We start from the raw sequence: 16086 nt of genomic DNA, 5'->3' as shown, positions 1-16086 counted from the left end.
CGGTCGGCCAAGAACCCGTTTTAGGAGAGGATGCCCAATGAACGCTCAACCCAACGGCAAATCGCTCACCGCCAAGGCTGGTGCCCTGAATGGCATCGTCGTGCTGGAAGTGGGGATGGTGATGCAGGTTCCGCTGGCCTGCCAAGTTCTGGGCGACCTCGGGGCGGACGTCATCAAGGTTGAGCGGCCGCAAGGCGACATCACGCGCGGTCTCGACTTCGAAGCCACGCGCCTGGGCGGTATGAGTTCTTACTACGCGGCAATGGGGCGCAACAAGCGGTTGCTGTCGCTGGATCTCAAAAATCCGGCGGCGAAGGAGATCCTGCTTCAGTTGGTCGACAAGGCCGATGTCCTCATGCACAACTTCCGGCCGGGCGTCATGGAACGCCTAGGCCTCGGCTACGCCGAACTGAGCGCCCGCAATCCGCGACTGGTCTACGCCGCGGGCTTCGGCTTCGGCGAGAGCGGGCCTCTTGCTGATAGACCAGGCCAGGATATGTTGGCTCAGGCGTTCAGCGGAATGGCCCGCGGTGGGCTGCAAGACAACGAGCCGCCTCACCTGACCAATTCGCCCATCGTCGATTACGGCGCGGCCATGTCTCTTGTACAAGGGGTTCTCGCCGCTCTCATCGAGCGGCAGACTTCGGGCCGCGGCCAGATCGTCTCGACGTGCCTGTACGACGTAGCGCTCGCGATGCAGCTTTGCGAGGTCGCGAGTGAAAGCATCTACGGCACGAAGACCAATTGGATCAAGCAATCGATATTCTTCAAGACGTCGGACAGTTGGGTGTCCGTGGTCATGTTGTTTCGGGACAACCCGCTGGGCCTCATGTGCAAAGCGCTGAAACTGCCGGACATCAGCACGCGACCGGAGCTTTCGTCTCTGAGCGGGCAGGTTGAGCACCTTTCTGTCGTCAAGGCACACTGTGAAAAGACGATTGCGGCGCTCACGACGGAAAAAGTGGTGCGAAAGCTGTCCGAGGTCGATCTGCTCTGCATGCCGGTCAATGAAATTGCCGACGCCGTCGCTCAGGAGCAGACTGCACACAACGGCATCATGTGGGACGTGGAAGTGCCGGGCCGCGGGACCGTGCCTCTCGTCGGCCTTCCAGTGCGTCTGTCGCGAACTCCGCCCGGGGTGCGCATTCATCCGGCGCCAATCGGCGCGGCCACCGACGAAGTTCTGTGCTCGTTCGGATTCAGTGTCGAGGCCATCGCCGAGGCGCGCGGCAAGAAAGCTTTCGGTTGATCTGGCACCGTCCTTTCACACGATCGGACTCAATGAAAATCCAATTGGAACCCGAGTACGCCCAATGACCACGTCGGACCTCGTCATCGCGACAACGCCGTCTCCGCATGTTCGACTGTTGAATATGAACCGACACGCGAAGCGCAACGCGCTGAGCAACGAGCTCATCGCGGCGATCGCTGGCGCTTGCCGAGCCGCCGTCGCCGACAAGGATATCCGTTGCATCGTTCTTACGGGCGGCGACGCGTTCTTCTGCGCCGGCGCAGACATCAAGGAGATGCAGCAGCGTGGATTCGAAGCCATCAACAATCCGGACAGGCGGAACGATTGGCGGGACATCACGAACTGCGTGAAGCCGATGGTCGCGGCGGTCGAAGGCATCTGTTTCGGTGGTGGGAACGAACTCGCCATGCTCGCTGACGTCGTCGTGGCGGGCGAGAGCGCTCAGTTCGGGCAACCGGAGATCAACATCGGTGTCATTCCCGGGGATGGGGGTACGCAGCGCCTGACGCGTGTGGCGGGAAAATCTTTGGCGATGTTGATGGTCCTCAGCGGCCAGCCTATCTCCGCCCGGACCGCGCTGCAGGCCGGACTCGTTGCGGACATTGTCCCGACCGGGACGGCGACGGCGAGCGCCCTCGAGATCGCCCGCATCATCGCGCAGAAGCCGCCACGTTCGGTCGAGCTCGCGAAATCGGCGGTGCTCGCTGCCTACCAGACGCCCCTTGACGCCGGCGTTGAGTTCGAGCGCCAAGCCATCCGGGTCGCCTTCACGACCGCGGACCAGCAGGAAGGGATGGATGCGTTCTTCGAGAAGCGGTCCCCGGACTATCGGGGACGCTGAGCGCTTCAAACCGAACGCTCTAGGTCCGAGACGCAGGGCGCCGCTTTATCCCGGGAAGTCAGCGACAAGTCATTCGGCCACAAGATCTCGCGCACATTGATGATGCTTACCTCCGCCGCGCAGTTTGATTTCTCGTTGATCGCTTTCGTGAACGTGTAGGTCGCGGCGACGGTTTCGCCGAGATGCACCCCACGCAAGAATCGCAGCCAATCGTATACGTAAGACAGAACGGGACGAGCGCATCGCCGTTCCGACGCCCACCATCAGGCTAACCAGCAACTCGCCCTGGACGACGCGACCGCCCACTCCGTTGTGGGCTGGGCAACGCTTCGTCGAGATGATTGATGAGAGTCCAGTGTGATGTCGGCGAACGCGATCACGTCGTCCTCTCCGATTCTCGATGGAGACGGATCTTCCGATCAGCTTGTCCAGCGAAGATCTGCCTTTCATGGCGCCTCCTTTTCGAAATCAGAATCTCGCGTTGCGCGATGCGGCCCGATCGGCGCCGTGAGGTCCGCTCGCGCCTGGAGCGAGTGAATTCTCCGGAAGAGGCGAACGAAAGCATGTCCCTCGGAGCAGCGGATCGAATGAGATATATCAATTTCTAGAAAGGACGAACTTTGCGGCCAATTTGCTCTAGCGTAATCAATCACTTAAGGCGCTGAGGACTATCGCTGGAGAAGCGGATGAACTTCGATTTCCGACTTGAAATGTAGCAAGACAATATTGAGACACTTCAATATTGACATTGGGCTATATGCGTGATGTGCTCTTGAAGCGAAAGGGTAGGGCATCAGATCGCCCGGCCTTCGACAGGATCGCGAGAGCGACGTTCGTTTCCGCTTTCCCTACTGCGGACTTGCAGCAGACCGCAGCAATGTGCCGCCAACAAAAAAGACCATCACGACGCGCAAAGCGCGTGAGCAGAAGGAGAGGAACAATGACTCTGGCGAGGGGCCTGCACGCGCCTACTTTTTGCCAAGTTCGGAAGAATCGCCTCGACGGCGCTCGTCCTGGAAACTTCAAAAGGATTTGCCAAGAGCGGCGGGACGACGCGCGAATGCGCTCCCGGCCTGTCGGAGCGAACGTCGCCGACGTTCGATGACCGCTCATTCCGCATCCGGCTCTTCGATGAGCCTCATCAATTCATTCTGACAATCGGAAGCGGCATCGATGCAAGCCTCTGTACAAACTTTCGACGACAACTCCATTGAACTGGAAAAGCCCGTTGCGACAAAGTCGATGACCCTTGGGCTTGGCGGCGGTGTCGCTCTCGAGTTCTACGACTGGCAGCTCTACGGCTTCATGGCGGCGTTTCTGTCGCCACACTTCTTTCCCGCTACCGATCCGGTCGTATCTCTGCTCGCCGGGCTCGCAGTTTTCGGAGCCGGCTTTGCCGCTCGTCCTATCGGTGCAGCGATTCTCGGCCCGGTCGCGGATCGCATCAGCCATAAGACAGTGATGATGGTTGCCGTGTCGGCGATGGCGCTTTCCTCGCTGCTGATCGCACTACTGCCGGGCTACAAGGACCTCGGCATCGCCGCCACGATCATACTGGTCACTCTCCGTTTGGTCCAAGGCTTGGCCGTCGGCGCCGAAGCAGGTGTCGCGAATGCGATCGCGATCGAATTGGCACCGCCCGGACGGGAGGGGCGCTACCTCGGCCTGATCAACGGCACCTTCATCATGGTGGGCTCGATCGGAGCCAGCTTGGTCGCCTTCCTCGTCAGCGCCGCCGTTAGCCCGGAAGTCATGAAAGATTGGGCTTGGCGAGTTCCGTTCGGCGTTGGTGGCGTTCTCGGTCTGCTGATCATCTATCTTCGTCAAACCCTTCCCGAAACCTTGATTGCCCGCGCCATGCATCATGCGGACGAGGATTCGCGTATACAAGATACGACCGGAGGAGTTTGGAAGGCACTCTGGAAGGCGCGGCTGTCGCTGCTCGCGGCAATTCTGGTGGTCGGCAGCGTGCAGCTTGCGAACTACACATACAATTTCGGCCTGCCCACTATCGCTAACGGCGTGTTCAAGGAGAACAGCACCTACGTGTACGGCATCGTGACGCTTATGGGCGCCATCTGGATGGTGTTCTCGCCAGCGATCGGCGCCTTCGCGGATAGGATCCGGCCCTCGCGCGCATTCATCATGATGCGGTTGCTGCTTATTCCCTCGTTCTTCTTGCCGCTGTTTTATTCTGAGAAGAACATTGTGGTCTATTCCGTTATCATGCTGGTGGGCGGCACACTGGTCGGCTGCAACATGGCGCTGTACAATTTCATTGCAACTACCTTGATGCCGAGAAACGTCCGGACTACCGGAGTTGCTCTGGGTTACGCCGTCGGAGCGACGATATTCGGCGGTACAACGCCATTCCTGCTGCTTTGGCTTCAGCGCTCGAATCTCTCTTGGATGTTTCCGGTCTATGGCACGGCCATCGCACTGCTCAGCATCGCGGTGTATGTGATCGCTAAGAAGCGGGGCGGCGTCTACGTCGGAGACTAGGCGTTTGGACCTATTCGAGCGCGCCGCATCATCGCGGCGCGCTCGGCCTGCCGTCCTCGGCGATTGCCGCCGAATTGCGCGCATTTCGTCTACGATATCGCATCGTCAATTGCGAACAGGGCCAACGTGCTGTGAGTTCCTCAGCGAGCGAAGGCGCAGCGGGTGCCGACAGCGATGCCTGCGGCGGCGTGAGTTGGTTGAGGCGAATGCGAAGATCAATGGTGGTTCAGAGTATCTAGCCAACATAACGTTCCGCGCATTACCATTACGTCTCCGGGTCATGGACCTGAATTTGTGAGTACTATAGTTGCCCATGTCTTCCCGCCTTTGCACAATACTGCGGGGCCCGAGCGGGATCTCTTTTCGGCCGACGCGACGATCTTCAACGTGGCGGCCTTAGGCCGTGTCGAACGTTGAATTGCTAACCCAGTAGAGCTTTCATGTTTATCGCGGGGTCTGCGAGAGCCTCTGCCCTGGGGCTGAGCTTCCTACTCATAATCTCGGCAAAACGTATTCCTCTCGCTACAGAGCCCGGCTCCCGAATCCGAACGCGGCCTCGAGGCGTCCGTCGGCGGCTAGGTAAAACAAGATCTGGCGCCTTGCGCCGAGGTCTCTGATGACGGGCACTTCTCGTTCCGGACAGAGTCCGAGGATTTGCAGTGTCTGGTCGTATTGATCTGACCCAAAACCAGGGAATGTCCTCGTAAGGACGGTCTCGCCTAGCAAGTTCGTTGCCACAGCTGCTTTTTGCCGCTGCGCGTTGCGCGATGCCTCCAGCCTGATGCGCTTTTTATAGAGGCGATCCGCAGTCAGCCACCGCCAAAACGTGCGGAACCGAAGCCGCGAGCATCTCCCCGGAACGATGCCTTCGTCGACCGCTAATCCGGCCGTTTGCTCAAGCTCGATATTCGGCGTCGCACCGACCCCAACTATCGCCAAATGGGCCAGATGCGAGCGACCACCTGCAATCACCACGTTGGAACGTCCTTCGCTGACATCGATACATTCGGCGACAGCGCCTGGTTCGATGCGCACGCCAGAACGTTCGTGCTTGAGCGCGATCAGCTCAGCATAGAAGCTGGCACTGCCGGAAGAGGCCGTTCGCTTCGATGCTGGCAGCCGCACGTTTGTATGTTCGCTCTCCGGGAGGAGACTATTCCGCAATCGACGGCCATTGCTCTCACGAGAAAGTCCATCTTGCGGTGGGGGATCATCGGGTGCCCTAAGCATTTCGGGACCTTCGATTACCGAACCGGCAAGTCGCGTGCACTGCCACCATGCGTCGACCTGCGCAGCTACGAGCTAAAGGTCGAAAACGGCACCGTCTTCATCTAAGCGTAGCCAAAGGCCGGAATGCAAGACAATGTCGAAGCAGAGTTTTTATGCTACAGTCACTTTGGGCCATGGAACTGCGCCAGCCCGATGGGGTCGAACGTTCTTCGACCATAGTATCGCGATGGTCCGGGAGGCGGGCTCGACGGCATCAGCACCTGATGCACTGATCCCGCGCGTCGCCCCGATTGCGCGTGCCCTAGCCGGCTCAGGACTTGCAGTCGAGTGCATGTGCTTTCACGATAGATCACTTGAAAGCTGCCATTGATCTCGCTCGGCAGCTCGAGGTCTTCCATCTCCAGCCTGACATCCGCCCGCGCCGTATCGCCGACGGTATACCGTTGCGGGAAGGTGGGATCAGGGCGACGCGCGATGCGGGCATACCGATCTACTCCGAAACGCATCGCAATAGGATGACGACGGATCTACTCGGATCAGGTTCCAGAGATGTGCATGCTAGCTGATCTCTCACACTTCCTGCTCGGCCGCGTATTCTGGTATCCGAACTCGGACGAAAACGAAGCGCTGGTGCGGCAGGTACTCGAGCGCAACGTCGCAACCGCCTCGCCCTGTTGCGAGCGCTTGTAAGTCTGCTCGTTTCGTCGAACTCAAGGACAACCGTTCGGCGCGGTCAAGAACGTTGATCATCGGCAGATGAGATCGTCGGGTCGGCTTCAATGCGGCTCGTCCACTCGCATCCCAGTCAGAAATTGAAGAGGGCGCCGCGCGGGTCCAAAGGTCCCGCTTGCCATGTGGCGGGACCATCTGATTCGATCGTGCTCCTCTGTGAAAAGGCGATAGGCTGAAGCAGCTGCTCGATCAGGACTCGATTGCTGGATCAGAACGCCTAGCGCGGCTCGAAATCGTCATGCTCGCTCATGCGACCGTCGGAGTCCTGACATTCTGTCGAACTGCGACAGGCGCTAAATAGGAATACGCAAGACGAATCAGTATTTGCCGTTTGGCACGCTTCTTGAAACCACATCCACCGAGTGTTCTGGGTTTTAAGAATAGGTGATCTTGGAATGAGCGTCCCTAATTTGACGAAACGAGCAAATACCCTGGGAACCGACAAGGGTGATGAGGTTGGCGACGCCCATGGCTACACCAGTTTCTACTCTTTTCTGTTCGAGGAATTTCGCCAGGAGGCCTTCACGATTGTCGAGATTGGACTGCAGCACGGGCACGGTTCTCTCGATCCCGATGCACTGCTGACTCGTAAGGTCTCTGACATTCCGTCTATTAGGATGTGGCTGGAGTTCTTTCCCAAAGCCGAAGTCGTCGGCTGCGACATCTCCGACTTTAGTGCCTTTAAGACCGACCGGTTCCGTTTCGAACGTGTTGATATGGGCGATGCGCGAGCCCTGGAACGCCTTGCGAGCTCACTCCCGCCCGTAAGGATCATCATCGACGACGCTTCGCACGCCGCTTACCACCAACAGCTTGCTCTAGCAAAGCTCTTTCCCATCGTCGAGCCTGGAGGTTTTTACTTTATCGAGGATCTGCATGCCACGCACGGGATTGCCGCAAGACTACCGCCCTGCAATTTAACTGAGGCGGTGGTTGAGAACTTCGCGCAAACGCGTCAACTGGACATTCCGTTCCTGCTTGGCATCGAGCGCAGAAACCTTGAGACCTCGATCCGGAAGACGTTTATTCACCGCGACGACAAGGGCGGCGTCGACCGCTGGCGGATGAAAATGGTCGGATTTGAAAAGTACTAGGTCGTCGGATTCGAGCGATTTGAGATTGCGGGGAATGGGAGGTTGAGGCCGCCATACCGTGCAATTTCGCTTTTGGATTTCCCTTCCCTTCGGCCCATGATTCTGTGGTGCATCGGAGGGAACGATGTGGCCGAAGAAGCTCAAGACGACAGTATCGAACGATCTGTTCCGGGCGCGGGCCGGACCAGATCAATCTGAAGCACGAGCTGGTTCTGCTTGCTGGCAAGATCGATTGGGACTGGATCGACGGCGCGGTCGCGCCGCTCTACAGCGAGAACGGCCGGCCTTGGATCGAGACCCGCTTCATGATCGGGCTCTTTTTGCTCAAGAATATCTACGGGCTGTCCGATGAGGGGGTGTTCGCGCTGGGTCCACGACCCTTATTTCCAGTTGTTCACCGGCGAAGAGTTTTTCCAGCGCGCTTTCCCGCACGAACGACGGACCTGAGCCATTGGCGCAAGCCGCTCGGCGACAAGCCGGAGCTGCTGCTGGCTGAGAGCCTGCGGGTGGCGCACGAGGCCGGCGCGTTACGCGGCCACGACCTCAAGCGCGTCAGGTCGACACCACGGTGCAGCCGAAGGCCATCACCTTTCCGACCGATGCCAAGCTGCTTCATGCGGCCATCAAGGGACGCAACCGCCTGGCGAGAAGGCACGGCGTCAGGCTGCGGCAATCCTATTCTCGTGTGGCCAAGGCCGCCGCGATGATGGCGGGCGGCTAAAGGCGCCTTGAAGCCCGACCTCTTCGTCCAGATGCGTTGCGCCGTCCACAAGCCCGGCCCGGACAGCGGCGTGACAGATCCTCCCGTAGAGAATGAGGAGCATGCCCGCACATCGCGAACCTCTCTGCCGCAAGAGGGCGGAACGAGCCGTAACCAAGCTGGAAAAATGCTCTCACTCCTCACAACAGCAGGAATAATGCGCTGGTTTTTAATATTAACTTATGTGCTAACCGTCAAACGGCGCAACGCAGCCATTGCTGCTCTCTTTTCTGCGGTGCAATCGACGATATTTTATGCGCAATCATGAGCTTGTTCCCGGTAGCTTCCTGGACCGACCGCGGCCGGCCTCGTGCTGTTCTGCTCGAGCCTACTCGTCTTTGTCTTCGCTTAGCGGCTGCATCCGATGACGAGGAACCGATCGACATCGAGCATATGGAATTATGAGCCGGTGGTCTTGCTGCGGTGAAGATTGCTGAGCGTTGGCATTTCGGTAGGCGTTGTGCAGCATTGGCGGCTCCGCGGCAAAGCCGCCGCTTGTAAGCGGTTTTATGTCCTCTGGAGGAAGAACGTCACCTCGCGAAGGTGATGGTATTGCGGTCAGTCGCTGCAATTGTCGATCGCTGGAGCGCCGTCGGCACAGGCCAACAGTCGTTGATGAAATCCGTCGATAAATGGCATCAGAACGCCGACTTCAGGCGTCAGTGCCGCGCCATTGTATGAATCAGTATCGCCATATCCGTACTGTGCAGGGGCGAACGCGACGATTGCACAGTACGGTTTTGGTGGAGACCGGCAGAAGTAGAATGGCGGCGGCCAAACCAATTCCAATTGGACGAAGCAGAAAGTGATCTGGTTGCAGACAATTTGATGCGCTCGGCAGCGACATAGTCCGATTTGAGCGCAGGTCCACCGCGACGGATCATCTAGTCCGAAATGGAAACGAGGCGGCTGATGCCATCGGCGTGATGATGTAACTCCAGCCATGACGGCAAGACTAACTTGTTCAAGCCCGCAACCAGACACCTGTTCGGGGACGACCTCGATGTCAGAATGGGCGGCCCTGCTGCTTGTGAGCGTCGCGACGGCGGTGCTTGCCGGCATCACGGCTGCGGAGGCGGCCGACTGTCCGCGCAAGGACGCACTAGGGACCTCGCGCGTGCTCGCCGTTGACGCCAAGACTCATCCGCGGGTTGGACTGAAGAACTTTCCCCAAACTCTCCCCTTAGCCGACCACGAGGTCGTGCTGACCTTCGACGACGGGCCCCGGCCGCCGTACACGGAAAAGGTGCTGGCGGCGCTCGCGCAGGAGTGCGTCCGAGCCACGTTCTTCCTGGTCGGTAAGTCGTCAGTCCAATTTCCCGAGCTCGTGCGGCGCGCGGCCGCGCAAGGCCATACCATCGCGCACCACACTTGGTCGCATTCGATGGCGTCGAAGACCAGCTTCGAGAAGGCGAAAGAGGACATCGATCGCGGGATTGCCGCCGACGAAATGGCGCTCCATGGCGTATCGACAATGGCGCCTTCGACGCCGTTCTTCCGCTTCCCCTATTTCGATGCGACCCCTCAGACGCTCGAGCTACTCCAGTCTCGGGGCATCGTCGTGTTCGGAGCGGACCTGTGGGCCAGCGACTGGGAGGAAATGACGCCAGACCAGGAGCTGAAGCTGATCACCAGCCGGCTCAATGCCGAGGGGAAGGGGATCATTTTGTTTCACGACGCCAAGGCACATACCGCCGCGATGATGCCCACCTTCCTACGGTACCTGCACGACAACGGCTATCACGTCGTTCACGTCGTTCCGACGGCGCCGCTGCAGAGGAATGCCGACACGCATTGATGGCGGAATGTCACGGCGGCGCAGAGTGGAGTAATCCCGAATCAACTAAGCCTACGTTCATGCTAGCCGGTGCAATGATGAAGGCGGAATCGCGCGTGAGCCGTTTCGGTAGGAACCGCAAAGTGACGTGGATCACTTCAGACGTCTGCCTCATCCTTGCCGTTTACGCGCCGGTAGAAGTGGTAGGCGCAGCTTTCCGTTCGACAAGATCAAGATCGATCGGTGCTTTGTGAAGGACCTTGCGAAACGTTCCGACTGCGTCGCCATCGTGCGCGCGATTCGGGCTTCCGGCGTAGCCTCAACATCACTATGACCGAAAAGGGCGTGGAGAGTGCCGAGCAGCTCGATTGGCTTCGCGTGGAGGGCTGCAACGGGGTGCAAGGATTCTCATTCACCCAGCGCCAAGCCTACTGCTTAGGTAGAGCAGATCTTGCGTCGTTTCGGCGCGAGGGCCTCGATAGCTGCGTAAATTTCGAGCCGGCAGCACCAGGTTTGTAATGATTTGCGCAGATCCAATCGGGGCGATACCGCCCGAGACTGTCGCTCGTGCCCAATGGGCGCCATCTCGGAGCGCATCTTAATCCGCTGAGGTCGTTTCGATCGGCTCACCTATCGCGCATCGCTCGCGTAGACCAAGGATTAGGATCGACACTTGAGTGCGCGCAAAAACTGCGCAGTCAGCGAATCGGGCGCATAAATTCAAACTCTAGTCGGATTAAATTGAGAAACTTTGACTCCAAGGTACGGTACGTTGACCGCGCCGGGCATGTCCGACGGCGAGTAAGCGAAGACGATCTATCGAGGGGAGACCGAGGAATGTTGTAGGCAACGCACAAAGGCGTGTGCTTGCCGCGTGGACTGGCAATGTAGCCAACGAGTTCGTCATAGTCTCGGGTATCCGCGTCGAAAAACCTCGATCCACCGTCGACAAAGCCGGATTGCTACTGTAGGTTAAGTCATCAATTTCGACGCTCTTCTCGCAAGCGCGCCATATTTATTTTGTTGCAGGTCCCCTGTATGCCACGGGGCTCGATCCTGTTCGGTACCAGCAGCACGAATGTCCGCAATCCGCGTCTGCTTCACTAACTCCGTGAGTAATCTCCGCGAACCTCTGAGGGAAATGATGCGATGACTGTGCGCGAACAGCTCTTTGCCCTGTTACGCAACCTTCGGTGGATGATTGTCCTGTCGGTATCCATCTCAATATTGCTGTATCTGCCAGATCAGATCCAGGAGCTCTATCGGATAGCCGCTGACGACATTGGTTGGGTGACCGTCAGGGAGTTCGCCGCCTTGGGCGTGATTGCCGTAATGATCTGGGCAGGCGCGTTTCAGCTCACAACTGCGTCCCTGCCGGAAATCCCCCACGCTACGGGCCGTTTGGCCTTTTACATAAGACTTGCGCCCGTTTTGCTCGGAGCGCTGCCGATAATCGCCGCGACGGCAGGTCAATTGGCGTCGCGCCCAGCGAAAAAGGTCGGGGAGGTCGAGGAAGTCGGAAGTATCTTCCGCATTCAGGACCAGGCGCTCGCGTTTGAGCGTAACGTGCTGCTCATCCTCGCAATAACCATGCTGATCATGCTCGTCTGCTTCGTGATATTTACGTGGCGGATGGGATCAAGAGATCGATCGATTGATCTCGCGAGCCGCGCCAACAATAGCTACTTCATCCGCTACAGGTTTCTCGCGCTCACGATCGGCGGCATCGTCCTGTTGACAACAGCATTCATCCTGCTGCCGGATAGGCTCGCACAATTTTTTGGATCGTTCGGCGTGATCGCTCTCTTTGCGGTTTGCGTCGTTGGTCTCACCGTCCACTTCGCCCTACTGACGATCAAGTTTACCTTTCCATTTATACCGGTTGTCTTTGGCGGCTTGTTTCTGCTTGCCTCCTTGTCGGGAGGCGACGACCACGAACTGCGCACCGTCGCTGAAGCAAACAGCCTGCCGCAAGACGCGCGCGTGTCTGCGGTCGCGGCGTTCCGTGAGTGGCTCTTACAGAAGCCGCGGCTGGAAGAAGCGAGGAGGCTCGGCGAATATCCCGTCTTCATTGTCGCGGCTCAAGGAGGAGGTATCTATGCTGCCAATAATGCGGCGCGGTTTCTTGCGAGGATGCAGGATCTCTGTCCGGCATTTCGACAGCACCTGTTTGCGATAAGCGCTGTCTCCGGAGGCAGCGTCGGTTCCGCCATCTTCGCCGCGGCGCTCCACGCCGAGAATGCGTCCCTTGATTCGAATGCCGACGACGGAAAGACATGCCCGAAAATCGCGGACTTTCTGGCCGGTGTCGGACGAGTCCAAGATATTGATGCCCCCGGCCCAGTAGAGCAGCGCGTTGCAAGCGTCTTGGCGACCGATTTTCTGTCGCCTTTGGTTGCCGGCTTCCTCTTTACCGATTTCACTCAGATGTTCTCTCCGGTCGCGATCCCGGCCTTCGATCGCGCGCGTTTTCTGGAATACACTTTGGAGAACGCCGGCGACAGAATGCTCGACAGCCACAAGGGCACCGGCGATCAATCCAATCTGCTAAGGGCCGACTTTCAGTCCCATTGGACAGCCGGCAACAACATGCCGGCGCTGTTGTTCAACACGACAGATGCGGGCAGCGGCAAACGGGCCGTCATCTCTCCCTTCGATTTCGATCCGCTACACCCGAATGACACGGACCTGTGTATTCTCGCGAGCCTCGAACGCGTGACAACGGGGGCCGACCAAACGGTCAAGAGCCACTCAGTTCGGATTCCGCTCAGCACAGCCGCATTCACGAGCGCGCGGTTTCCATGGGTGACACCGGCAGCGACCGTCTCATTGAAGAATGACTGCATAACCAGCAACCCGCAGGCGCGCCTGGTGGATGGCGGATATGTGGAGAATTCGGGGATCGAGACCGCGCTCGACCTGGTTGAGAAGCTTAACAGCATCAAGGGCACTTCTGATGCGCCAAAATTCCGGATCTACCTGCTGTCCCTGGTGAGCGGGCAATTCGGTGATCATGGTTCATTCATGTTCGGTGAGCTCATGGAGCCGGTACGCGCGCTCTTGAGCACGCGAAGCTCCCGAACCTATGTCGCGCTCCATCATGCAACCAGCATCGATCGTCGGCCCGACGCGGAAGTCACCCCCAGCGTGCAGCGTTTTCCAGCCTTCGGCCGAACCGATATAACAGGCTTGTTCTATAGCCTTCCGCTCGGGTGGACGTTGTCCCAGCAAACCGAAGATATCATCTCACTGAGCAGTGGCCGGTTTTGGGACTGCGTGCCGAAGGACGACTTCGATCAGTCCCGCCAGCGGCAGAGCAACGCTGATTGCCTGCAAGTGAAGTTGTTTCATCTTCTGAATGGATCGGTCGCGTCCGCATTTGAAACGCTCAAAGACGCCAAACTCGCACAGGCTGCCTACGCCGACGAGCTAGCCAAGGAATATCGACCAACTCCAAAGATCAAGCCACAGCCATTGCTTGCCTGTTATGAGAGCAATTGGTTGCAAAAGCGCGGTTATGAGAAATATCAGGATAAAGTCGCATCCTACGCGCACCAGCTGACTGAATCGAGCAAGGACCATTCGCCGGCCCCTTCACCTGTTCCGCCATATCGCAAGAGCTATATGGCATATTTTCAGACCGAGCAGGTCAAAGCCTTGTTGCAAGAATGGGATCGCGTCGAGGAGACGGATCCCCGGATCCTGGCCTATATTCTGGGATCAGTCTCCTACGACAGCTCCGACTTTACGCGCAGCAGCGAGAACTTCTCTTACAGCGCGGTGTCTCAACTCCCGCAGAAATGGCACGATCGCATCGACAAGAACAACGCAAAGCTTGTGGCCGCAAACAGGCCGGCCGTCGACGCGAATTCATTGCTTAACCATCCCAAAGAGTTGGCCAACTTCGTTCTTGGCTACGACGGCAACCCGTTCGGAAATCAGCCCGGAACGGATGACGGATGGCTGTTTCGTCCGCGAGGAATGTATCAATTGGTCGGGCGCGAACAATATCTGGAAGCACAGAGGCAAACGCAACAGCTTGACGAGCTGGAAGGACTTGATCTGCTAACGCTTCCCGACGCCCTAAGGGATGCAAAGATTGCAGCCAAGGTGACGTTCGCTCACTTTCGACTCCATCCTTACGAAAACCATCAGACACTGTTCGAGTTGCTGAAAGATCGTGCGAAGGATTGGACGGCCGTGCGTGCATTGCAGACGGACATGGAACATGCCCCGGCTGACGGCGCGCGCGTCAATGCAAGGAGTGAGATGTTCCTCGGCTGTATCGAGGAGGCGTTGCATCCGACGAAAATCAAGACCCTGCAAAGCCAGTTCTACGGTGATGAATGAGAAGCTTGAGCCGCCGGTCCGTTTTGCTTGTTGAGTGAACGTTGCGCCGAGATTTCGACGACTGATGTTTGAACGTTTTAGGTCTCAACGGAGGATTGCCAATGACGGCAAGGGGTGAAATGTGCGGCTCAAGTTTTCGTCGACGGCTTGCAAGACTGTTTGCGGCGGGGGTAGTGTTCGTCACGGCTTTGGGGGTGGGAGCGGCTCCGGCGCAAACGGCCGCAAAGCCGCTTTCGCCCAACGATGTGTCCATCCTCTTCCCTTCACCGCAGTCGTCGGCTGACCTGGCCAATCTAATCGCGGCATCCGATCTCGCCGGCCGCATAGGAGCTCCGCAGCGACTTTTTTCCGACGCAGACTTTGCACGCTTTATCGCCAACGCCGAGCATCCCGAGCATCCAGGAGTGCCAGACTCAGGCGTACGCCACATCCAGCTGCCCGATGCCGTGAAAAAAATCGACGCCTGGTTTGTTGCCGGCATCAGAATCGACCCGGGCGCGCCGGGATTGTCGCCGGATGTCATTGCCCAGTTTGGCCGACAACCGCAAATCCGCCTCATCATTCAGCCGGTAACCAATGGACCAGACGGATTCAAAGTTCATGACACCGCCGGCCACCTCATCTTTAACTTTAGCCTCGACCCGGATCCGCCTCTCGACGGTTGTGCGCCGTTTTCGCGGTTCAAGCCGGATGATGAAGCTTTCAAGGCAATCATTCGTGACATCGCGACCTTGCGCGATCAACTTGCAGCCGGACATTTTGGCAATGTCAAAATCTCGACTGCTGGTGATCTGAACGTGCATCCGGGCCTTGTTGGGGCATCGGCAAAGGCGTTTCGTGATGCACTCAAGGCCCTGCTCGAGAAGCATCTTTCACCGCAGCGCCTTAACACCATGGCTGTCATGGGCATCTCGCCGCCCGAGCCCTGGATTTTCGTCTCGATGTTAAGGGTCCCGCAGGCTGGCTTAATACCCGTGCCGGGCCCGACGCTTGATGGCGTACACGCAGCGCAGATGTTCAGCATCATTGGCGGAAAACACGTCATCCCGCAGCCGATTACCAACAATCAGAGTCCGATCACCTGTCGTCACGCGGCATTGCAGAATCCGCCTTTAGCAGTGGCCGATCGCAAGGGTGTTTCGACATCCGAGTTCATTGATGGCAACGTGCCCAACAGTCGCATACTCGAAATCGTCAATATCATTGCCGACCCGAAGAAAAGCCACTTCTTCAATACGGATTGCGTCAGCTGTCACACCGAGACGGCGCAGCCACTCGTCAGGAAAGTTCCAAACTTCGCAGTGCCGGGCGTGGACCGAGCGGTCTTGCCAAAGGAAAACTGGAATGTTCGCAATTTCGGTTGGTTCCCATCGTTCTTGCAGGGCGGACCGGCGGCGGCGACGATAACGCGGCGCGCGGCAGCCGAGACGGCCGACGTGGTCGCCTTCATCAATAGCCAATTGCTGAACAAGTAACAGACGCCGTCGCCGTTTCCGGCTGCCGGCCGGCCGGGCTGAACGCGCGAAAGAGATAGATGGAGTACTTGCT

9 protein-coding genes and 3 pseudogenes are annotated in these 16086 nt (G+C 58.2%); 11 read left to right on the top strand and 1 reads right to left on the bottom strand.

What is annotated here, in order from left to right:
* Positions 1-37: 37 nt before the first annotated feature.
* The 3 genes from ABIB90_RS05385 to ABIB90_RS05375 all read left to right on the top strand — a co-directional run bounded on the left by ABIB90_RS05385 (position 38) and on the right by ABIB90_RS05375 (position 4595).
* Positions 38-1249: a CaiB/BaiF CoA transferase family protein gene (locus ABIB90_RS05385; RefSeq protein WP_354101405.1), complete on the top strand. Its 1212-nt coding sequence runs from the start codon at positions 38-40 to the stop codon at positions 1247-1249.
* 64 nt (positions 1250-1313) lie between these two features.
* Complete coding sequence (locus ABIB90_RS05380; RefSeq protein ID WP_354101406.1) at positions 1314-2093, top strand: enoyl-CoA hydratase-related protein; 780 nt, start codon at positions 1314-1316, stop codon at positions 2091-2093.
* Between the two features lie 1173 nt (positions 2094-3266).
* The gene (locus ABIB90_RS05375; RefSeq protein ID WP_354101407.1) at positions 3267-4595 is read left to right on the top strand and encodes an MFS transporter; all 1329 of its coding nucleotides are present in this window, start codon (positions 3267-3269) and stop codon (positions 4593-4595) included.
* A 522-nt stretch (positions 4596-5117) separates the two neighbouring features.
* Here ABIB90_RS05375 and ABIB90_RS05370 read toward each other — a convergent pair.
* Complete coding sequence (locus tag ABIB90_RS05370) at positions 5118-5720, bottom strand: oxidoreductase C-terminal domain-containing protein (RefSeq protein WP_354101408.1); 603 nt, start codon at positions 5718-5720, stop codon at positions 5118-5120.
* Here ABIB90_RS05370 and ABIB90_RS05365 point away from each other — a divergent pair.
* The 8 genes and pseudogenes from ABIB90_RS05365 (at position 5674) to ABIB90_RS05330 (ending at position 16013) form a co-directional block, all read left to right on the top strand.
* Positions 5674-5930, top strand: a pseudogene (locus ABIB90_RS05365) (Rieske 2Fe-2S domain-containing protein). The gene ABIB90_RS05370 and the pseudogene ABIB90_RS05365 overlap by 47 nt on opposite strands.
* A 450-nt stretch (positions 5931-6380) precedes the next feature.
* On the top strand, positions 6381-6515 hold the full coding sequence (locus ABIB90_RS05360; RefSeq protein WP_256379146.1) for a hypothetical protein: 135 nt from the start codon (positions 6381-6383) through the stop codon (positions 6513-6515).
* Between the two features lie 437 nt (positions 6516-6952).
* Complete coding sequence (locus ABIB90_RS05355; protein WP_051448290.1) at positions 6953-7651, top strand: hypothetical protein; 699 nt, start codon at positions 6953-6955, stop codon at positions 7649-7651.
* A 124-nt stretch (positions 7652-7775) separates the two neighbouring features.
* A pseudogene (locus ABIB90_RS05350) lies at positions 7776-8366 on the top strand (transposase); the annotation flags it as partial.
* 1048 nt (positions 8367-9414) lie between these two features.
* Entirely contained in the window at positions 9415-10209 is a 795-nt protein-coding gene (locus tag ABIB90_RS05345; protein WP_354101410.1) for a polysaccharide deacetylase family protein, read from the top strand.
* A gap of 187 nt (positions 10210-10396) precedes the next feature.
* Positions 10397-10627, top strand: a pseudogene (locus tag ABIB90_RS05340) (EAL domain-containing protein); the annotation flags it as partial.
* A 710-nt stretch (positions 10628-11337) separates the two neighbouring features.
* Positions 11338-14538 (top strand): hypothetical protein, encoded by a 3201-nt coding sequence (locus ABIB90_RS05335; RefSeq protein WP_354101411.1) that lies wholly within the window; start codon positions 11338-11340, stop codon positions 14536-14538.
* Positions 14539-14639: 101 nt separating this feature from the next.
* Positions 14640-16013 (top strand): hypothetical protein, encoded by a 1374-nt coding sequence (locus ABIB90_RS05330; RefSeq protein WP_354200393.1) that lies wholly within the window; start codon positions 14640-14642, stop codon positions 16011-16013.
* The last annotated feature ends 73 nt before the right edge of the window (positions 16014-16086 follow it).

Source organism: Bradyrhizobium sp. JR4.1 (assembly GCF_040548605.1).
Lineage (GTDB): Bacteria > Pseudomonadota > Alphaproteobacteria > Rhizobiales > Xanthobacteraceae > Bradyrhizobium > Bradyrhizobium canariense.
The sequence above is the reverse complement of the archived record's forward strand: the minus strand, read 5'-3'. Positions and strand labels throughout refer to the sequence as shown.

Excerpts from the sequence above, each read along its gene's own strand:
- ABIB90_RS05335 (WP_354101411.1), top strand. The coding sequence starts at position 11,338 with ATGACTGTGCGCGAACAGCTCTTTGCCCTGTTACGCAACCTTCGGTGG.
- ABIB90_RS05345 (WP_354101410.1), top strand. The coding sequence starts at position 9,415 with ATGTCAGAATGGGCGGCCCTGCTGCTTGTGAGCGTCGCGACGGCGGTG.
- ABIB90_RS05385 (WP_354101405.1), top strand. The coding sequence starts at position 38 with ATGAACGCTCAACCCAACGGCAAATCGCTCACCGCCAAGGCTGGTGCC.
- ABIB90_RS05380 (WP_354101406.1), top strand. The coding sequence starts at position 1,314 with ATGACCACGTCGGACCTCGTCATCGCGACAACGCCGTCTCCGCATGTT.
- ABIB90_RS05355 (WP_051448290.1), top strand. The coding sequence starts at position 6,953 with ATGAGCGTCCCTAATTTGACGAAACGAGCAAATACCCTGGGAACCGAC.
- ABIB90_RS05375 (WP_354101407.1), top strand. The coding sequence starts at position 3,267 with ATGCAAGCCTCTGTACAAACTTTCGACGACAACTCCATTGAACTGGAA.
- ABIB90_RS05330 (WP_354200393.1), top strand. The coding sequence starts at position 14,640 with ATGACGGCAAGGGGTGAAATGTGCGGCTCAAGTTTTCGTCGACGGCTT.
- ABIB90_RS05360 (WP_256379146.1), top strand. The coding sequence starts at position 6,381 with ATGCTAGCTGATCTCTCACACTTCCTGCTCGGCCGCGTATTCTGGTAT.